Origin of the sequence: Bradyrhizobium sp. NBAIM18 (assembly GCF_020193825.1) — a bacterium.
In the GTDB taxonomy this organism is placed as follows: Bacteria; Pseudomonadota; Alphaproteobacteria; order Rhizobiales; family Xanthobacteraceae; genus Bradyrhizobium; species Bradyrhizobium yuanmingense.
Genome location: NZ_JADYVO010000011.1, coordinates 24,604 through 44,570, shown reverse-complemented (window position 1 = coordinate 44,570; position 19,967 = coordinate 24,604). Strand labels below are relative to the sequence as shown.

General features: G+C 64.3%; 16 protein-coding genes. 4 read left to right on the top strand and 12 right to left on the bottom strand.

Going from position 1 to position 19,967, the window contains the following annotated elements; all coding sequences use genetic code 11:
- Positions 1–153: 153 nt before the first annotated feature.
- Genes I6F17_RS23305 through I6F17_RS23275 form a run of 7 tightly spaced genes read right to left on the bottom strand, consistent with a single transcriptional unit; the run spans position 154 to position 9,088 of the window.
- Complete coding sequence (locus tag I6F17_RS23305) at positions 154–1,149, bottom strand: FAD:protein FMN transferase (RefSeq protein WP_225129956.1); 996 nt, start codon at positions 1,147–1,149, stop codon at positions 154–156.
- Positions 1,146–1,715 (bottom strand): nitrous oxide reductase accessory protein NosL, encoded by a 570-nt coding sequence (locus I6F17_RS23300; protein ID WP_036039555.1) that lies wholly within the window; start codon positions 1,713–1,715, stop codon positions 1,146–1,148. Before I6F17_RS23300 ends, I6F17_RS23305 begins: the two co-directional genes overlap by 4 nt.
- On the bottom strand, positions 1,712–2,539 hold the full coding sequence (locus I6F17_RS23295; protein WP_225129954.1) for an ABC transporter permease subunit: 828 nt from the start codon (positions 2,537–2,539) through the stop codon (positions 1,712–1,714). The genes I6F17_RS23300 and I6F17_RS23295 overlap by 4 nt, the downstream gene beginning before the upstream one ends.
- Positions 2,536–3,456, bottom strand: a complete 921-nt coding sequence (locus I6F17_RS23290) for an ABC transporter ATP-binding protein (protein WP_036039559.1) — start codon at positions 3,454–3,456, stop codon at positions 2,536–2,538. The genes I6F17_RS23295 and I6F17_RS23290 overlap by 4 nt, the downstream gene beginning before the upstream one ends.
- Positions 3,453–4,811, bottom strand: a complete 1,359-nt coding sequence (locus tag I6F17_RS23285; protein ID WP_225129952.1) for a nitrous oxide reductase family maturation protein NosD — start codon at positions 4,809–4,811, stop codon at positions 3,453–3,455. Before I6F17_RS23285 ends, I6F17_RS23290 begins: the two co-directional genes overlap by 4 nt.
- A 13-nt stretch (positions 4,812–4,824) precedes the next feature.
- Positions 4,825–6,771 carry a TAT-dependent nitrous-oxide reductase gene (gene nosZ / locus I6F17_RS23280; protein WP_128261662.1) on the bottom strand — a complete coding sequence of 649 codons (1,947 nt, stop codon included), beginning with the start codon at positions 6,769–6,771 and terminating at the stop codon, positions 4,825–4,827.
- Between the two features lie 22 nt (positions 6,772–6,793).
- On the bottom strand, positions 6,794–9,088 hold the full coding sequence (locus tag I6F17_RS23275) for a NosR/NirI family protein (protein WP_225129949.1): 2,295 nt from the start codon (positions 9,086–9,088) through the stop codon (positions 6,794–6,796).
- 179 nt (positions 9,089–9,267) lie between these two features.
- Between I6F17_RS23275 and I6F17_RS23270 the strand changes: the two genes are divergently transcribed.
- The 4 genes from I6F17_RS23270 to I6F17_RS23255 all read left to right on the top strand — a co-directional run bounded on the left by I6F17_RS23270 (position 9,268) and on the right by I6F17_RS23255 (position 15,240).
- The gene (locus I6F17_RS23270; protein ID WP_225130005.1) at positions 9,268–10,143 is read left to right on the top strand and encodes a ferritin family protein; all 876 of its coding nucleotides are present in this window, start codon (positions 9,268–9,270) and stop codon (positions 10,141–10,143) included.
- A gap of 474 nt (positions 10,144–10,617) precedes the next feature.
- Entirely contained in the window at positions 10,618–11,649 is a 1,032-nt protein-coding gene (locus tag I6F17_RS23265; RefSeq protein ID WP_225129947.1) for a TRAP transporter substrate-binding protein, read from the top strand.
- 30 nt (positions 11,650–11,679) lie between these two features.
- Complete coding sequence (locus I6F17_RS23260) at positions 11,680–13,569, top strand: TRAP transporter large permease subunit (protein ID WP_225129945.1); 1,890 nt, start codon at positions 11,680–11,682, stop codon at positions 13,567–13,569.
- Positions 13,570–13,590: 21 nt separating this feature from the next.
- The gene (locus tag I6F17_RS23255) at positions 13,591–15,240 is read left to right on the top strand and encodes an acyl-CoA synthetase (RefSeq protein ID WP_225129944.1); all 1,650 of its coding nucleotides are present in this window, start codon (positions 13,591–13,593) and stop codon (positions 15,238–15,240) included.
- Positions 15,241–15,294: 54 nt separating this feature from the next.
- Here I6F17_RS23255 and I6F17_RS23250 read toward each other — a convergent pair whose 3' ends face one another.
- From I6F17_RS23250 to I6F17_RS23230, 5 genes are all read right to left on the bottom strand, one after another.
- The gene (locus I6F17_RS23250; RefSeq protein WP_036039595.1) at positions 15,295–16,272 is read right to left on the bottom strand and encodes a TRAP transporter substrate-binding protein; all 978 of its coding nucleotides are present in this window, start codon (positions 16,270–16,272) and stop codon (positions 15,295–15,297) included.
- Between the two features lie 39 nt (positions 16,273–16,311).
- The gene (locus tag I6F17_RS23245) at positions 16,312–17,625 is read right to left on the bottom strand and encodes a TRAP transporter large permease subunit (protein ID WP_035999234.1); all 1,314 of its coding nucleotides are present in this window, start codon (positions 17,623–17,625) and stop codon (positions 16,312–16,314) included.
- Positions 17,626–17,627: 2 nt separating this feature from the next.
- Positions 17,628–18,221: a TRAP transporter small permease gene (locus I6F17_RS23240; RefSeq protein ID WP_225129942.1), complete on the bottom strand. Its 594-nt coding sequence runs from the start codon at positions 18,219–18,221 to the stop codon at positions 17,628–17,630.
- A gap of 158 nt (positions 18,222–18,379) precedes the next feature.
- Positions 18,380–19,177 (bottom strand): MBL fold metallo-hydrolase, encoded by a 798-nt coding sequence (locus tag I6F17_RS23235; protein ID WP_035999229.1) that lies wholly within the window; start codon positions 19,175–19,177, stop codon positions 18,380–18,382.
- A gap of 13 nt (positions 19,178–19,190) precedes the next feature.
- On the bottom strand, positions 19,191–19,967 hold the full coding sequence (locus I6F17_RS23230) for a TatD family hydrolase (RefSeq protein WP_225129940.1): 777 nt from the start codon (positions 19,965–19,967) through the stop codon (positions 19,191–19,193).

Below are 19,967 nucleotides of genomic sequence, written 5' to 3'. Positions count from 1 at the left end.
CGCGAAGTTGGTCGTTGCGGCAGCTCGAGCCAGAGCGGATCAACTCTGCGGCTGCGGCTCTCCAGCTTTTATGAACTGGCCCACAATTCCGAACTTTCTTCGCGGTCGCAAACCGGGAAGTCGCCGAAAGGAAACGAGCGTCGTCGTTGGGTATTATGCCAATAATTCGACCGACTTGCCGGCCGCGTCGATCAAGTGCACGCGGTCGATATCGACACGCCGCAACAGCGATCGAATCTGGTCGTCCGGCATCAGGCTGAACGCCGTCGATAAGGCGTCCGCTGCAGTCGCGCTGCGGGAAACAGTGGTCACGCTGCGATAGCGGTGGGCGCAGCCGCCCGATCGGGGATCGAACAAATGGTTGAAGCGCGCCCCGGAATCGAACTGGCAACCGTAACCGCCTGAGGTGGAGACGGCGCGGTCGACGATCGGCAGCACCGTTTTGGTGTGGCCCGCGCTGTCCGGATCGGCGATACCGACGTCAAAGGGGCGTCCGTCCGGACGCGAGCCGATCGCCCGGGCCTCGCCCATGTCGACCAGGCTGTGCGAGATGCCGTGCGCCCGCAGCAGGTCGACCACCTTGTCCGTAACGTAGCCCTGCGCGATCCCGTTCAGGGTGACGGCCATGCCCCTGGGCATCACGATCCGGTCGCGGCTGACCGACAGCCGGCTGCTGTCGACGCGCGCCAGCGCAGCCTCGATCTCGGCTGGGCGAGGGCCGGCCGGATCGGCGTCAGCTCGCGCGAAATGGCGGGCATAGAGCTCCCACAGCGGCTGCACCGTGACGTCGAACAAACCGCCCGTCAGCGTGGCGTAGCGCTGCGAGGTTGAAAGCAGATCGACCATTTCGGCGGCCGGATCAACCAGGACACCCGTCCGGTTCAGCGCGACCAGGGCGGAATCGTCGAGATAGAGGCTGAACAGCCGTTCGAGCCGGCGCGCCTCGGCGCAGGCCAGCGCGATCAGCCGCTCGGCCCGGCGGCGGTCTTCGTCGTGAATCTCCAGCGCTGCGACCGCGCCCAGCATCGTGCCGCGCCAGGTGACCGGCGCGGCCTCGGCACAAACGGGACGTCCGACGGACAGCGCGCCGAGCCCCGCGGCAGCGGCGCTGATCCGGATGAAGCGTCGGCGGGACAGCATTGGCGTCATGGCGTCCTCCTCGCTCCGTCACCCGGCGCCCCTTCGGACGCTTCGTCCGGCGCCGCGCCGCCGGCATTCGCGGAAGCGAGGACGTAGTCCCGCGGCACCTCGTCGAAGCCGACAATCCTGCCGCCGTTCTCACTTGCGAATCTCTCGGCGGCGGCCCGGTCCGAGAACGGCACGGCCTCGTCGCCGCCCATGCCGCTCTTGACTCGGCTCTCGATCACGAACAGCGCCTTGCGCGCCTCGATCCAATTGTCGGCGCTAGGCTTGTCCCAGTCGGGCGCCTTGCCCATGTCGGACACGTAGATCGCCAAAATGTCTTTGGGCTCATCCGGCAGCATGGTGAAGGCGATCGCATCGCGCACCGACGAGAACCAGACGGGCTGGATCAAGCTCGCGGCGAAGATGTGACCCTTGGGTCCGGGATGCTCGAGGACGTTCATGCCGCAGTAGTGGCCGATATCCTCCGCGGTCATCCGATGCGGCGGCGGGATATTGGCAGCCTGCTTGTCGTTGCAGCCCGCGAGCGCGAGCGGCAGCAGCAGGGCGAGCAGCAGCGTTCGGCGCCTCATAGCTCCCTCCGCGAGAAGGCGAGCGCGGCCAGGCCCAGCGGCAGCAGCGTCCAGCCGAGCAGGGCGGTCAGCAGGACCGGCACCGTCAGCGACGTGGTTTGGGCGAGGCCGGCCATGCCGGCGAACGTGCTGACATTGGCGAAGCCGGTCAGATTGATCAGCCGGTAGGCGTCGGTCGGGTTCGCCAGCAGCATGACGTTGAGCGCGGCCGCAGAGATGCTGCGACCCTGGTCGAGCACAAGTACGCCCAGCAGCGCCATGTCGTAGATGAGCACCAGCAGCAGCCACAATCCGATGCAAATGCCGGCAGCCGTTCCGCGATCACGCACGAGCGCGCTGACCAGATAGCCGATCGCCACAAACGCAGCTCCGAGCAGCACCGAGGAGCCGATCATGGCCACGAAAGCCACGAGACTGTCGCCATCGATACGGCCGCCCGTCGCCGCCAGCGCCGCCACGGCAAGTCCGTAGCCAAGGCAGGTCGCGAAGGCGAGAACGGCGAGATGGCCCAGGAACTTGCCGAACAGCACCTGCGACCTCGCCACCGGGTAGCTGAGCAACAACAGCATCGTCCCCCGCTCCATCTCGCCGACGATGGCGTCGTGGGACATCAGCAGCGCGATCAGCGGAACGAGAAAGATGGTCAGGCTCGACAGGCTGACGATGATAACGTCGAGCGTGCGCACGCCGACATTGCCGGTCGGCGCGCTGCCGAGAAACGTCAGCGACAGGGCAAGCCCGGCCAGCAGCAGCGTCGCCGCAAGCACCCAGCGATTGCGGATCGCCTGATGGATCTCCTTGGCTGCGATGATCAGGATATTCATGAGGCCTGCTCCGATCGTCGGAGAAAGTGAGCGTAGAGCTCGTCGAGGCTCGGCGGGACCACGTCGACGTCCTCGACAGCATTGCCGGCGGCCGTTGCGCGATGCAGCAGCTCGATCTTCCGCTCCGGTGCGGCGTCGATCTCGACGATGTGGCCGTTCAAGCGGCGGCAGGTGGCGTCTTGCGGAGCCCATCCGGGCATCTCGCTGGGCGAAAGGCCGGCGACCTTGAGGCGGATCCTGGTAGGCAGCCGGGCGAGACGACGGAGCTCGTCGATCGATCCGTCCGCGACCTTGACGCCGCGGTTCATGATGATGACCCGGCCGGCGCGCTCTTCGAGCTCGGTCAGCGCATGCGACGACAGCAACACGGTCGCACCCGCCGCGGCGAGGCGCGCGATGATGTCGTAGAAGGTCTGCCGCAGCTCCGGATCGAGACCGGTGGTCGGCTCGTCCAGCAGCAGCACGCGCGGCTGCCCCAGCAGCGCCTGCGCGAGTCCGAGACGCTGGCGCATGCCCTTCGAATAGGTGTTGACCCGGCGGCGGCTGGCGGCGCCGAGGCCCACGGCATCAAGCAACTCCAGGCCCTTGGCAACCGGCTCCCGCTTCAGCCTGGCGTAGAAGGCCTGCGTCTCGCGGCCGGTCAGGGCAGGGTCGAAGGAGACGTTTTCCGGGAGATAGCCGAGCTGCCGTCGGCCCGCGAATTCACCGGCGGCGGGATTGTCCCCGAGAACCTCGATGGAGCCGCTGGTCGGCCGGATCAGCCCGAGCATGAGCTTCATGAGCGTGGTCTTGCCGGCGCCGTTGTGGCCGATCAAGGCAACCAGCTCGCCCTGGCCAAGCGTGAAGGAGGTATCGCGCACGGCCTTGACCGGCCCATAGGTCTTGGTGACGTCGCTGACGCGTACGATCCCCGTCATGGCGTTTCCTTCGCTGCGCGGCCGTTCGGCGGCGACACCATCGGATGGCTGTCGACGACGCCGCCCGGCAGCAGGGCAGGAAACTGCGCCTGAGCCCAGCGGATCACCTGGACGGCGGGGCTGTTGATGAGGACCTTGGCCGCAGGCGCCGTCCACAGCACGCGGTCGATCAGATCGTTCGGCCGGTAGGCCGTGTCGGCGATACCATCTCCGTTCAGGTCGAAAGCCGGATTGTCGCTCCAGTAATTGCCGCGCCCGCCGATCGACCAGTCGAGATGCCGGGTGCCGACATATTTCACCTGGTTGGCGTTGCTGACGAAGGAGTTGCCCGTGATCTCGTTGCCTTCGGAGCCGGCCGTGAAGTGCACGCCGATCGCGCAGCGCTCGAACCAGTTGTTGCGGAACTTGTTGTGGTTGGTGTTGTAGATGAACACGCACTTTTCCGGGCCGGTCTTGAGAGAGCTCTCCCGCTTCTGCTGCGGGAGCATGCCTCGCTCCTCGGCCGGCCCGTCCTCCGGCTTCTGCATCGTCGCGTTCAGCTGGCCGCCGGTGACCCGGTTGCCTTCGATCAGGGCGTAGTTTGCGTAGTTGAAGAGAAGTCCATAGTCGCGATCGCGATCGGAGCTGTTGCCGCGGATCACCAGACGGTTCGAGTACATGATGGCGTAACCGACGTGGTTGCCGATCGACACGTTGCCGCTGACTTCGCTGTCGTTGGTGTACATGTAGTGGACCGCGAAGCGAACCTGCTCGAAGCGGTTGTCGATGAAGCGGTCCTTGCTGCTGGAGATCGAGAAGATGCCGTCGCGGCCATAGCGGAACGTATTGTTGGCGATGGTGACATCGGGCGCGTTCCACAGCGAGACTCCATTGCCGGCCTCGCTGAGACGCCCGCCGCGCAGTCCCTCGATCTCGTTGCGCGCCACCCGCGAGCCCCTGGCGCCATGCACATAGACACCGAACAGGTTTTCCACCAGCCGGTTGTCCTCGATCCTCGCGCGCTCGGCCGTCTTCTGCAGGAAGATCCCGGAATTCATCGCCTGCAAGTCGCGGCCGGACCCGCGAATGGTCAAGCCGCGAATGGTCACATCGGCCGCGCTGACGGTAATGACGTTGCCGGAACCATCGCCATCGAGCACAGCGTCCCGACTCCCGACCAGCTGCAAGGAGCGGTCGATCCGGATCGGACCATGATATTCGCCCGGCGCAAGCTCGACGACGTCGCCGGCGCGCGCATGATCCAGCACGGCTTGCAGCGGCTGGCCGGGCGCAGCCGTCAAGGTCTCCGCTTCGGCGAAGCCGGATAATCCGGCGGCGGCCAGCGCCGCCGGAAACATGCGTAACAGAAGTCGCACGAAGTCACTCCGATCAGACCGATTTCGGTTCGACGAACATCCTGCCCTTCATCTCCATATGCATGGCGTGGCAGAACCAGGAGCAATAATACCAGTAGACGCCCGGCTTGTCGGCCGTGAAGGTCACCGACGCGGTGGCCATCGGCCCGATCTCCATGTTGATGCCGTAGTTGACGATGCAGAACCCGTGCGTCAGGTCTTCGACCGCGTCGATGTTGGTGACGAAGACGGTCACTTCGTCACCTTGCTTGACCTGGAACTGATCGAGTCCGTAGGCCGGCGCGGTCGAAGTCATATAGACCCGCACCTTGTTGCCGTCGCGGATCACCTTGGAATCCGCCTCGAGGTTGATGCCGTCGGCCTTGGCCTGCTTGACCGCATCCGCAAAGATCGGATCCGCGCGGTCATAGATCGAGACGGGGTTGATCTTGGAGCGGTGGACGATGGTCGCGTCATGCGGCTCGGCGAAGCTCGGGCCGTCATGCACGAGCTTCATCTGATCGCCCGAGATGTCGATCAGCTGATCGTTCTCCGGCTTGAGCGGGCCGACGTTCAGGAAGCGGTCCTTCGAGAACTTGTTCAGCGAGATGAGCCATTTTCCATCCGCCTCCTTGGTCTGGCCCATCGAGGTGTGGTTGTGGCCCGGCTGATAGTGCACGTCGAGCTTCTGGAGGATGGGGTTGACCTTCTCGCCCTTGAACGCGCGCTTGGCGAGGTCGATGTTCCACTTGCAGACCTGGCTGTCGAGGAAAAGGGTGGTGTAGGCGTTGCCCTTGCCGTCATAGGCCGTGTGCAGCGGGCCAAGGCCAAGCTCCGGTTCTGCAACGACAACGTCGCGCGGCTTGATCTTGTCATCGAACAGGTCGTCAAACTTGCGGACGTCCATCACAGTCACGGTGGGCGAGAGCTTTCCGGCCGCCACGATGTGGATGCCGTCCGGAGCGGTGTTCATGCCATGCGGATTGTTCGAGACCGGAACGTAGCGGGTGTAGGCCGAACCCTTGCGGCCGTCGATCACGGGCACGCCGTTCATCTCCTTGAAGTCGCCCTTCTTCACGGCCTCTTCGATCCGCTTGATGTTGAAGATGACGACCCAGTCCTGTTCGCTGGCGGTCATTTCCGCGAGAGTGACGCCTTCCTCACCGTTGTAGCAGGTCGCAAAGCAGTACTTGCCCTGGTAATCGGCATCGACATTGTCGAGGTTGCCGCTGACGATCACCTGCCAGGCTACCTTCATCGTGTCGCCGTCGATCGCACTGAAGATCGAACGATACTGTTTGGGATCGTCCAGGATCTTGCCGTCATTGGGCAGCGGCACGCCATCCTCGCCGTTGGCGAAGACATAGCCCGTGCGCGGATATTTCTGCAGGCGGAGGCCGTGAACGGTGTGCTGGTTCGGCAGTTCGATGATCTTGTCGCACTTCATGATGTCGAGGCGCACCCGCGCGACGCGGCTATTGGCCTTGTCGTTCATGAAGGCATAGCGACCGTCATAGGTGCCGTCCGTGAACGAAATGTGCGGGTGGTGGAGGTCGCCGTTCAGGTAGGTGCCGCCGCGGTTCTTCAGGAACTCGCGGGTCGCAGGTTGCATCCCCTCGGTCAGAACCTTGATGCTTTCGTTGGTCTGCCCCCAGCCGGTCGCGCTGCAGCGATTGAAAACCGGAACGCGCATCAATTCGCGCATCGAGGGAAGACCGACGACACGCATCTCTCCGGACTGGCCGCTGGAGAAGAACACGTAATATTCGTCGAGCTCGCCGGGCGCGACCTCGGTCTTGTGAACGGCCGGCCGGGCTGCCGGTGCTTTCGGCGCGGCATTCTTGGTCTGCGCGTCCGCAGGCGCGACGAATCCGCCGTCCTTCAGCATCACTCCGCCGGCGAGGCCCACGCCCGCTGCGGCCGCCGTCGTTCCGAGCACGGTTCGTCGGCTGACGCCCTTGGTTTTTTCGTTTTCACTCATGATTGCCTCCTCGGCTTCGGGTTCAGTTTGGGGGTGGAGAGAGGACTGCCGATGCGGCAACGGGCTTGCCACCGGCGCTAATGACGGTCGCGGGACCCTTGCCGCCGGAGCGCATCGAGGGCGACGACATCGCCGCGAACTTCTCGCGCTTGAGCCGCACCTGGATCATGTGCGGGCAGCGGTGGTCGTCGTAATAGAGTTCCTGACAATGCATGCAGTAGATGCATTCGTTGACGTTGATGTGCCCCTCGGGATGGATCGACTGCACCGGGCATTCCTTGGCGCAGCGCTGACACGGCGAGCCGCATTCTTCCCAGCGGCGCAGCCATTCGAACGTCCGCATGCGCCCGGGAATCGCGAGCGCCGCGCCGAGCGGACAGAGGTAGCGACAGAAGAAGCGCTCGATGAAGAGGCCGATGACGAGCAGGGCGACTGCATAGGCCACGAACGGCCAGCTTCGTGAGAATTTCAGGATGATCGCGGTCTTGAACGGCTCGACCTCGGCAAATCGCTCGGCCATCTCGACGGAGTAGAGCGACAGCCCGAACAGTCCGAGAAAGATGATGTACTTGATCGGCCATAGCCGTTCATGCAGTCCCCACGGCACCGTTATTTGCGGCACCTTCAGCCATTTCGCAGCCGTGTTGGTGAGCTCCTGCAGTGCGCCAAAGGGACACAGCCAACCGCAGAACGGTCCGCGCCCCCAGAACAGGAGCCCGCCGGCCGTCGCCGCCCATAGAATGAAGATCAGCGGCGCGGCGAGGAAGAATTCCCAGTGGAAGCCGGTCACCAGCGCGTTGGTGAAGGTGACGACGTTGACGACGGAGAGCTGCGCGTTGGCGTACCAGCCGAGCCAGACCAGAACGAAGGCGAGATAGCCCCGCCGCACCCAGGTGTAGAGCACCGGGCGGCGCACCAAGAGGTTTTGGAAGAAGAAGATGCCGGTGAGGGCGGCCAGCATGACGGCGGTGATGGCGATCGAGACCGTGCTCGATCGCCAGATCCGCATCCAGAGTGGCTCGTCCGCCTCCGCCGGCGGGGCGGCCGCGACGGCTGCCTGCGAGGGCGGAGGCGCTGCGCTCTCTGGCACGGTCACGGCCCGCTGCTCGCGGCGTATGTAGCTATCGGGCAGGATGTAGTTGACGTCGAAGGTCAGGAATGCCTTGTCGCGGCCGCCGAGGCTGCGCTGCACCAGGAGCTGAAGCTGCCACGGCTGCGTTGGATCCAGCGTGAACTCGGGAGGCGTGACGAACAGCGCGACTTCCCTGAACTCCGGCGCGCCGACCGCGTCCAGCGCACCAAGGCGGGTATGGTTCCGGTCTCGGAAGCGGGTGCTGTTGCCTTCCTGCAGGATTTCGATCCGATCGAAGATACCACCGCGCACATAGGCCGAGCCCTTGAAGGAGTAGGGGCCGTTGCCGGCGACGATGATCGCCTGCTGTCCGGGCTTAAGGCCCTCCTTCAAGCGTCGATAGCCATCCTCGCCAAGGAGGCTGCGGCCGATCGTGGGCGCACTCGCGAGGGCGACGTAAAGATCGATGAAGGTGTCGTTCGCGTCACCCGGTTCGGGATATTGAGTCGCCGCCGCGCTGCCGGATTTTGCAAAGGCGTCGTTGATGTCGCCGATCCCGAGATGAAGCCGGCGGATCGAACCGTCGCCGACGAGGCTCTCCCAGTCGCGGACTTCGCTGCGTTCGAGATCGAGTGTCTTGATGACGGGGGGCAGGGCAGCCGACGCGGTCGCACCATCGCCGCCACCAATGCGGCCGCTTCGGATCAGCTTGGACGCCGCACGAACGATGCTGTCGCCCATCACCAGCACGGTGACGGTTGCGCCGCTGACGATGTCGACCTGCGGTGGCCTCTCGGCACCACTTGCGACCGGCTTCATGTCCTTGCCGATCAGCGCGTTCACGGCAGCGACGATGCGCGCCTCGGGAATGCCGACCAGCACGATCGGCTCCTTGTGATCGACGAGCTTGATGCCGGTGATGACGCCGTTCGGATCGATGCCGGCCAGCAGGTGAATCGGTTTGCCGGAGTAGCCGACGGAATTCGCCAGATCGGAGTTGAGAAATACAAATCCCTGGAGCTGATCGCCGCGATAGACCGGTACGATGGGCGGATCGCCTTGGGGCGGCCCGAAGCGATCTGCCCCCGGAAAGAACTCCGCAGGCACGATCTTCGGCAGATATGTCGGCAAATCGCCGGCCGCGTGAGCGGGTGAAATATAAGTCAGGCACACCAGCAGCAAGCCTGCGAGCGCAAGCGCTGCACGCCGTGCGAGGGCGGTATCCTCATCCGGTCGCTTCGACATGTCGATTCAAATACGATCTGCGCGACCAATCCAGCCGCGCATGCTCAAGGATTCTTCTTCGATGATTTGTCGCTGCTGACGTGCAAAGCTCATCGCGCGCGACTGACTCTGTCAACCCCGCTCGTGAGACTTGTGGTCGCGCGGAACCGGTTCTGAAATCTGCATGTGGAGTCCTCGGTATGCCGTTCCTACGCACGTCATTGCTCCGTGCCGAGCCTGCAGGTGTATTGCAGTCGCTCGACGAGCTCTTTGCGCTAGCGCATGCAATGGAGCAGGAAGCGGCCAACAAGTACGATTCTCTTGCCGATGAGATGCGCGGGCAGGGCAAGAATGAGCTGGCGGAGGTGTTCACGCGGCTGGCTGCGGCCGAGCGCGATCACGTGGACAGCGTCACAAGCTGGTCGCAATCCCGCCGCGGCAAGAGCCCGGATCCCGCCCTGGTGCGCTGGGAAGCGCCGGAACCGCTTCCGCCGGACGCTGCCGCTGAAGTCAGGAACTCACGGCTGATGACGCCGTACCGTGCGCTTGCCATGGCGGTTCGCAACGAGGAGCGCGCCTTCGCCTTCTGGTCCTATCTCGCCGCCTATTCCGATGACGCCGACATCAAGAAGGCTTCCGAGATGATGGCCAGGGAAGAGCTCGGGCATGTCGCCACACTGCGGAAGGAGAGGCGCCGCGCCTATCATCATGAACATGATCGCAGCAACGTCGGTGCATCGTCGGGGCCGCCGCGGCAAATTGATGCGCGACGGCTCGAGCTCCGCTTGGCCGCGCAGCTCGACGACCTGGAACCGCGCCTGAGCGAACCAGCGGCGGTGCGGATCCGAGACATTCGCCAACAGACCATCGAGATGGCCGCCGCCGCCTCGGGGCTCGGCAGCTTTGCCGCCTCCGTGGAACACAAGGGCCCATTGGAGGTCGCCGAAGCACTCGTCGACGGCTACCTCGAAGGCGCCGAACGGTCGACCGATGCGGCCCATCTCGAACGCCTGCAGCATCTGGCAGAGCAAGCGATCGCCCGATTGGCCTGGCTCCGATCGCTGTCGGCGGCGTAACGCGCTTGCGGCAATCGTGGCAATGGCTGCCGTCGATCGCATGGGGGCTTAAGGACAGTGGCCGGCAGGCCGTCGAAAGCGTCCCAGACGGAATCTCAGGGGTGGGCCTCGGCGCGATCCGAGCGGTCGGATGCCGTCGCCACAGCAAAATCCATAATTCGCATAAGGTATATTATGGAATATCTTTATGTACAATGAGATCAATGATTTGGCGGAATTGCTGACATCCGAGCTTCGCCAAGGCCTGTATCTCCGTCTGCGCGTCGGCCGTCGTCTTAGCTCTTGACGTCTACTGTGCATGGGGTTGTTTTTCAGGTTTTGAATCGGGTCGAGGTCTGCGAAAGCCGATATTGCCGTGACCGTGTCCGGCTGCAATAAGCGAGGCATCCGCGAGATCGCAGATGACCCTAAGGCCGACCGCCCGTATAGGTTTGCATCTCAGAACAACAACAAACCTTCCGAGGAAGCAGACCCATGGTCCTTTCCACGCGCTTTTCCCGACGCACGCTTCTCAAGGCTTCCGCCGCGACCGCTGTCCTGGGCGGCCTCGGTGCGCCCCATGTGGCCCGCGCCCAGAGCGCCGAGTTCACCTACAAGTACGCCAATAACCTGCCCGACACCCATCCGCTCAACGTCCGTGCCAAGGAGATGGCGGCGGCGATCAAGACCGAGACAGGCGGCAAGTTCGACCTGCAAATCTTCCCGAACAATCAGCTCGGCTCCGACACCGACATGCTGAGCCAGATCCGCTCCGGCGGCGTCGAGTTCTTCACGCTGTCCGGCCTGATCCTGTCGACCCTGGTGCCGGCGGCGTCCATCAACGGCATCGGCTTCGCGTTCCCGGACTACGACACGGTCTGGAAGGCCATGGACGGCGATCTCGGCGCCCATGTCCGCGGCGAGATCAAGAAGGCCGGCCTCGAGGTCATGGACAAGATCTGGGACAACGGCTTCCGCCAGACCACGTCGTCGACCAGGCCGATCGCCGGCCCTGACGATCTCAAGGGCTTCAAGATCCGCGTGCCGGTGTCGCCGCTGTGGACCTCGATGTTCAAGGCGTTCGATGCCGCGCCCGCCTCGATCAATTTCAGCGAGGTTTATTCCGCACTCCAGACCAAGATCGTCGAGGGCCAGGAGAACCCGCTGGCCATCATCTCGACCGGCAAGCTCTACGAGGTGCAGAAGTACTGCTCCCTGACCAACCACATGTGGGACGGATTCTGGTTCCTGGCCAACCGAAGAGCCTGGGAAAAGCTTCCGCAGGACGTGCGCACCATCGTCGCCAGGAACATCAATGCCGCCGCCGTCAAGGAGCGTGAGGATACCGCCAAGCTGAACGCCAACCTGCAGCAGGAACTCGCGGGCAAGGGCCTGGCCTTCAACCAGCCGGCCATCGCGCCGTTCCGCGACAAGCTGCGCTCGGCCGGCTTCTATGCCGAATGGAAGGGCAAATATGGCGATCAGGCCTGGGAGCTTCTGGAGAAGGCCGTCGGCAAGCTGTCGTAGCGTGTTGGGGCCGTCGAGGTCGGTATCAGGATGGCTCACGTCGAGATCGAGGTGACCGAAGTGGTGGGCGAGGTGACGTTGCAGTCCCCTCGCCGACCTTCGCTGCTGGCCTCAGTCGAGCGCGTGCTCGGCCTCGTCGTCGAAATCCCGACGGCGATCCTGGTGGTCGCCGAGATCGTGATCCTGTTTGCCGGCGTGGTCGCACGCTATGGCCTGCACCGGCCGCTGATCTGGTCGGACGAGCTCGCCTCGATTCTGTTCCTGTGGCTCGCCATGCTGGGCGCGGCGGTTGCGTTCCGCCGCTCCGAGCACATGCGCATGACGGCGGTCGTCGCCAGCGCCAGGCCGGCGATGCGGGCCTATCTCGATCTGGTCGCGACCTCCGCGGCCCTGGCGTTCCTGATCCTGATTGTGTGGCCGGCCTGCGACTACGCCTATGAAGAAAGCTACATCACGACGCCGGCGCTGCAGATCTCCAATATGTGGCGCGCCGCTGCGCTGCCGGCCGGCATCGGCCTGATGGCGGCCTTCGCCTTGCTGCGGCTCGCGCGCGCGGCCGACCACCGCATGGTTGCGGCCGCCGTGCTGTCGGTTGCGGTCGTGATCGGCCTGTTCTGGCTGGCCGAGCCATTGCTGCGGCCGCTCGGCAATCTCAACCTCATCATCTTCTTCGTCGGCGTCGCCGGCTTCTGCGTGTTTGCCGGGGTTCCCATTGCGTTCGGCTTTGGTCTTGCGATCTACGGCTATCTCGCGCTGACCACGAGCACGCCGGTCATGGTGCTGGTCGGGCGCATGGACGAGGGCATGAGCCACCTCATCCTGCTTTCCGTGCCGCTGTTCGTGTTCTTAGGGTTGCTGATCGAGATGACCGGCATGGCGCGGGCCATGGTGGCGTTCCTGGCAAGCCTGCTTGGCCATATCAGGGGCGGCCTGCATTACGTGCTCGTCGGCGCGATGTACCTCGTCTCCGGCATCTCTGGCGCCAAGGCGGCCGACATGGCGGCAGTCGCGCCCGTGCTGTTCCCGGAGATGAAAGAGCGCGGCGCCAAGCCCGGCGATCTCGTCGCGCTGCTGGCGGCCACCGGCGCCCAGACCGAGACCATCCCGCCCAGCCTCGTGCTGATCACGATCGGCTCGGTCACGGGCGTCTCGATCGCCGCCCTCTTCACCGGCGGCCTCCTGCCCGGCGTCGTGCTCGCCGTCACGCTCTGCATGCTGGTGTGGTGGCGCTACCGCCACGAGGACATGGGCCACGTCCGCCGCGCGACGGCTGGCGAGATCGGCAAGACCTTCGTCGTCGCCCTGCCCGCGCTCGCGCTGCCCTTCGTGATCCGCTATGCCGTGGTCGAGGGCATCGCGACCGCGACCGAAGTCTCCACCATCGGCATCGTCTATGGCGCCCTCGTCGGCCTCCTGATCTACCGCCGCTTCGACTGGCGGCGGCTGTTTCCGATGCTCGTCGAGACCGCCGCGCTGTCGGGTGCGATCCTCCTGATCATCGGCACCGCAACCGGCATGGCCTGGGGCCTGACCCAATCCGGCTTCTCGCGCTCGCTGGCTGCGGCCATGACGGGATTGCCGGGCGGGGCTGCGACCTTCATCGCCGTGTCGATCCTGGCCTTCACCATCCTCGGCAGCGTGCTGGAGGGCATCCCGGCGATCGTGCTGTTCGGACCGCTGCTGTTTCCGATCGCCCGCGCCGTCGGCGTGCACGAGGTGCACTACGCCATGGTGATCATTCTCGCCATGGGTATCGGGCTATTCGCCCCGCCCTTCGGCGTCGGCTATTATGCCGCCTGCGCCATCGGGCGCGTCGATCCGGCCGAAGGCATCAGGCCGATCTGGGGCTATCTGCTGGCGCTGCTGGTGGGATTGATCATCGTCGCGATCTTCCCCTGGATCTCGATCGGATTTCTTTGATGCGGTTTAAGGAGGGTGTCGATGAGCGAGCGACAGAATCCGTACAATATCGGCCTCGACAAGACGCAAGCCAATTATGTGCCGCTGAGCCCACTGAGCTTCCTCGCGCGCAGCGCCGCGGTCTATCCCGATCACGTCAGCACGGTCTATGAAGGCCGCAGCTTCACTTGGGCGCAGACCTATGAGCGCTGCAAGCGCTTTGCCTCCTGGCTTTCGAGCAAGGGCATCGGCGTCGGCGACACCGTCGCGGCGATGCTGCCCAACATTCCCGCGATGAACGAGGCGCACTTCGCGGTGCCCATGACCGGCGCCGTGCTCAACGCGCTCAACATCCGTCTCGATGCGCCTTCGATCGCGTTCCAGCTCGATCATGGCGGCGCGAAAATCATCCTGGTCGATCCAGAGTTTTCGGGCGTCATCACTGCGGCCCTGGCGCAGATGACCGGCCCCAAGCCGCTCGTGGTCGACGTCGACGACGCATTGTTCAAGGGCGGCACGCGCATCGGCGAGATCGAATACGAGGCAGCCGTCGCCGAAGGCGATCCAGGCTTCGCGCCGATCACGCCGGGCGATGAATGGGACGGGATTGCGCTGAGCTACACCTCGGGCACGACGGGCAATCCCAAGGGCGTCGTCACCCATCATCGCGGCGCCTATCTGAACGCCGTCAGCAACATCCTCGCCGGCAATCTCGGCCAGCATCCGGTCTATCTCTGGACGCTGCCGATGTTCCACTGCAACGGCTGGTGCTTTCCCTGGACCATTGCGGCGGCCGCCGGCATCAATGTCTGCCTGCGCAAGGTCGAGCCGACCAGGATCTTCGAGCTGATCAAGCAACACGGCGTCACCCATATGTGCGGCGCGCCGATCGTCTACAACACGCTGATCAACGCGCCCGATGCACCAAAGGGCGATGCGGCCCGCCGCGTCGTCGGCCTGATCGCGGGCGCCGCGCCGCCGGTCGCGGTGCTGGAAGGCGCCGAAAGCATCGGCATCAAGCTGACACATGTCTATGGCCTGACCGAGGTCTACGGCCCCGCCTCGGTCTGCGCCGAGCAGCCGGGCTGGGATGACCTGCCTGCCGCCGAGCGCGCGCGCATGAAGCGCCGGCAGGGCGTGCCCTACCCGCTGCAGGAAGCCGTCACCGTGATCAACCCGCAAACGATGCAGCAGGTGCCGCGCGACGGCGAGACCATCGGCGAGGTCATGTTCCGCGGCAACATCGTGATGAAAGGCTACCTGAAGAACGAGAAGGCGACGAAGGAAGCTTTCGAAGGCGGCTGGTTTCATACCGGCGATCTCGGCGTGCTCGACGAGCACGGCTACGTCATCATCAAGGACCGCTCCAAGGACATCATCATCTCCGGCGGCGAGAACATTTCCTCGGTCGAGGTCGAGGACATCCTATACAAGCACCCGGCCGTGCTGTTCGCGGCCGTGGTGGCAAAGCCCGATCCGAAATGGGGTGAAGTGCCCTGCGCCTTCGTCGAACTGAAAGAGGGCGCCAGTGCCAGCGAGGCGGATATCATCGCCTTCTGCCGCAGCCAGATGTCCGGCTTCAAGACGCCGAAGGCGGTCGTGTTCGGGCCGATCCCGAAGACGTCCACGGGCAAGATCCAAAAGTTCCTGCTGCGCAACGAAGTCGGCTCGGTGAAGGCGATCTCGGCCTGACCAGCGGCCAAAGAAGCTTCCGCCCGCCTGCGGCGGGCGGAAGCTCTCTCATCCTCACATCTTCTTGTAGGCGTCGAGCACCGCCTGACCGTCGGCCCCTGCCTTCTTGAGCCAGTCGGCCGTGAGCTGGTCGCCGATCTTCTGGAAGCCGGCCTTCAGTGCCGGGCTCGGCGGCTCGACAGTCATGCCTTTGGCCTTGAGCTGACCGAGGTACCAATTGGCCTTCTCTTCCCAAGCCTTCCAGCCGCGCGTCTCCGCGGTGGCGGCGGCCTTCAGGATGGCCTCCTGGGTCGGCTTGTCGAGCGCCTCGAACGCAGCCTTGTTGACGAAAGTGTAGTTCTTCGGAATCCAGGCCTGCACGTCATAGAAGTATTTGAGCGACTCCCACGCCTTCGAATCGTAGCCGGTGCCGCCCGACGACATGAAGGAGTTCACCACGCCGGTCGCCAACGCCTGTGGCAGTTCCGCAGCCTGGATCGTGACCGATTGCGCGCCGACCAGTTCGCCGATCCGCGCGGTCCCGACATTGTAGGCGCGCCACTTCAGACCCTTCATGTCCTCGATCGTGGCCAGCGGCTTGTTGACGTAGACGCCCTGCGGTGCCCACGGCACCACGAACAGCAGCTTGAGACCTTGCGCGTCGAGCTTCTTGGCGATCGCAGGCTTGGAGGCCTGATACAGCTTCGTCGCCTCGGGGAAGCTGGTCGCGAGGAACGGCACGACGTCGACGCCGAAGATCGGGTCTTCGTTCTCGTGGATCGACAGCAGCACCTCACCCATCTGCGCCTGCCCGGTCACCACGGCGCGCTTGATGTCGGGCGCCTTGAACAGCGAGGCGCCCGGATGAACCGTGATCTGGAGCTTGCCCGAGGTGGCGGCTTCGACGTCCTTGGCGAACGCGACCAGGTTTTCGGAGTGCGGATTGTCCGCAGGATACGCTGCCGGCAGATTCCATTTGCTCTGAGCCAAGGCAGGTGTCGCGGCCAGCACAACGCCGGCAATCATGGATGCGTGGAATAAGCGAGACATCATCGGACTTCTCCTCACAGTCGATCTAGAGAACGGGTACGCTCAGTCTGGGAAAGCGAGCTTCGGCAGGAACGTCACGATCTGCGGATACTCCGTGATGATGAAGACCGCAGCGAGCAATAGCACGAAGAACGGGAAGGCCGCCCGCGCGACCGTGAACGTATCGCGGCCGCTCATGTTCTGGAGCACGAACAGGTTGAACCCCACCGGCGGCGTGATCTGCGCCATTTCGACGTGGATGATCAGATAGACGCCGAACCAGACCAGGTCGAGGCCGGCCTGCCTGACCATGGGCAGCACGATGACAGCGGTCAGAACGATCATCGAGATGCCGTCGATCAGGCAACCCAGGATGATGTACATGATGCTCAGATACAGCGCCAGCATGCTCGGCGTGAGCTGCTGGCCCTGGACCCAGGTGGCGAGCGCGGCCGGAATCCCCGTATAGGCCATCGCCGCCGTGGTGTAGGCCGCGCCTGCCAGGATCAGCATGATCATGCAGGTCAGGCGCGTCGCGCTCATGATGCTCTCGAGGAAGTTCTTGCGCGTGAGCGTGCCGCTCCACCAAGCCAGCAGCAGCGCGCCGGAAACGCCCCAGGCCGCGCATTCCGTCGCCGTCGCAAAGCCGAGAACGAGCGACAGGAACACCGCCAGGATCAGCAGCAGGCAGGGCGCGAGCTTGGCGGACTCGCGCAGCTTCTGCCGGAGCGGCATCGGCGGATCGCGCGGCGGAACCTTTGTCGGGTTGAGCAGCGACCAGATGATGATGTAGCCGGAATAGAGCGCGATCACGAGCAATCCCGGCAGGAAGCCGCCGAGAAACACTTGAAGCACGGAGACGTTCGCCGTGACGGCATAGACCACCATCGGAATCGACGGCGGGATCAGCAGGCCGAGCGTGCCCGAGCCCGCCAGCGATCCGAGGCTCAGGCCCTTGTCATAGCCGCGCTTGTCGAGCTCCGGCAGCGCGATCTTGCCGATCGTCGCGCAGGTCGCCGCCGACGAACCCGACACCGCCGCGAAGATGCCGCAGCCGATCACGTTCACATGTGTCAGCCGTCCCGGCAGCCACTGCACCCAGGGCGACAGGCCGCGGAACATTTCCTCCGACAATTTGGTGCGGAAGAGAATCTCTCCCATCCAGATGAACAACGGCAGGGCCGCCAGTGTCCAGGATGAGCTCGCGCTCCAGGTGGTGGTCGCAAGCACGGTGCCGAGCGGCAGGCTGGTGGTGAGCGCCATCGCCACGAAGCCGACCAGCCCGAGCGAGACCGCGATCCAGACGCCGCTTCCCAGCAGCAGGATCATGACGCCGAGCAGGACGAACGACAGCTCGATCATGCCGAGACTGGCCATGGTCAGCCCCCACCGCCCTGCGAGATGCGTTCGACGAACTCTTCCGGAGTTTCGTCGGGCGAGCCCTTCTCGTAGCTCGGACGGTTGCCGCCGATGACGTTGACCATCTCGTCGATCAGCGCGATCGAGAGGATCACGAGGCCGCCGGCGAATCCGAGCTGGGGAATCCAGAGCGGAAGCGCGACCACGCCCTGCGCCACGTCGTTGAAGCGCCAGGAATCGTAGGTCATCTGCACAGCATGACGGGTGAAGTAGAGAATGAAGGCAGCGGCAATACCGAGCGCCACGACCTCCGCGATCTGCTTGGTCCGTCCGTGCAAACGCTCCAGCAGCAGGCCGACGCGGATCATCTCTCCGCGCTTGAAGGTGTGAGCGAGGCCGAGGAACGCCATCGCGGCCATGCACCAGGACGCAAAATCATCGCCCGCGGGAATGTTGAGCGCAAACTGGCGCCCGACCGACATCACCATCATGATTGCGAAGATCGCGACCAGGAAGCCGCCCGCGGCATAGCCCGCGCCGAGATAGAGGAGGTCCAGCGCGCGTCGTACCGGTCCCTGAGTCGCTACATCGTCCTCTGCCAACGCGATCCCCATCCTCACACAAGGCGACTCGACGGACCGATAGCATCCGACTGCCGGTCCTGTTTGAATATCGCCCTGCCCAACGCCTGTCTTTCAGACGTTAGATCAACATGATGGGGCCGGTGCAAGCAAGGTCTATGCCGGCTGGCAGGAGAATTTCCACCGCGGGTTTAGTGCGTCTCGAGCCGCAGCCCGTCATAGGCCGGCACCACGCCAGGGGGCAGCGACTGCCGGATAACCTCATAATCGACGTCGGCGGTCATGTTGGTGATGACCGCGCGCTTCGGCTTGAAGCGCTCGATCCAGGACAGCGCGTCGTTGATGCTGAAATGGCTGACATGGCCGGTGTAACGCAGGCCGTCGACGATCCAGAGATCGAGATTTTCTAGCGCCTCCCAGCTCTCGCGCGGGATATCATTGAGATCAGGCGTGTAGGCCGCATCCCCGATGCGGTAGCCGAGCGCGGGGATGTTGCCGTGCTGCACCAGAAAGGCGGTCATTGTCACCGCGCCGCCCTTCCCCAGAATCGTCTGGCTTTCTCCCGCCTCGATCGAATGCCGCGTCAGGATCGGCGGATAATCGCTGCCCTCGGGCGAGATGAAGCAATAAGAGAACCGCGACAGGATGTCCTTGGCGGTCGACTGGTTGAAATAGGTTGGAATGCGCCGGCGCATGTGCATGACGACCGAGCGCAGATCATCCATGCCGTGGGTCTGGTCGGCATGTTCGTGCGTCAGGAACACCGCGTCGATGTGGTCGACATTGGTCGAGAGCAATTGTTCGCGCAGGTCCGGCGAGGTGTCGATCACGATGCGTGTCGTGCCATGCTCGGACGTCCGTTCGACCAGCAGCGAGCAGCGGCGACGGCGGTTCTTGGGATTGTTGGGATCACAGGCGCCCCAGCCGAGCGCCGGGCGCGGCACGCCGGCGGAGGAGCCGCAGCCCAGGATCGTCAGCGTCAGCGTCATGTGGCTCCCAGTCTCAAGTTTTCACCTTCGAGAACAGGCGGAAGAAGTTTTCGCTGGTCTGGCGCGAGATCTCGTCAAGGGACACGCCGCGCGTCTCGGCGAGCACCTTTGCGACCTCGACCACGTAGGCCGGCTCGTTGCGTTTGCCCCGAAACTTGCCGGGCGCAAGATAGGGCGAGTCTGTTTCGACCAGGATACGATCGGGCGGCAGTTCGGCTGCGATCGCGCGTAAGGCCTCCGATTTCTTGAAGGTCAGGATTCCCGTGAAGCCGATATAGAGCCCGAGCGACACCGCCTTCAGTGCCAGCTCGCGCCCGCCCGTGTAACAATGGAGCACCGCGCGAAACGATCCCTTTGCGGCCTCCTCTTCCAGGATGCGCGCGCAGTCCTCGTCGGCCTCGCGGGTATGGATCACCAGCGGCAGGCCGGTGGCGCGGGCGGCGGCGATGTGGGCACGAAAGCCCCTCGCCTGCGCCTCCGGCGAGCCGTTGTCGTAGAAATAATCGAGCCCGGCCTCGCCGAGCGCGACGACCTTGGGATACCGGGTCAACGCAACCAGCTCGTCCGGCGCGATGCCGTCCTCCTCGTCCGCATGATGCGGATGGGTGCCGACAGAGCAATAGACGTCGTCATAGCGTTCGGCGATAGCGAGCAGGTCCTGCAGCCGCCGTACCCGCGTCGAGATCGTGACCATGCGCGCGATGCCGGCGGCACGCGCCCGCGACACGATCCCGTCGAGATCTTCCGCAAAGTCGGGAAAATCCAGATGGCAATGACTGTCCACCAGCAT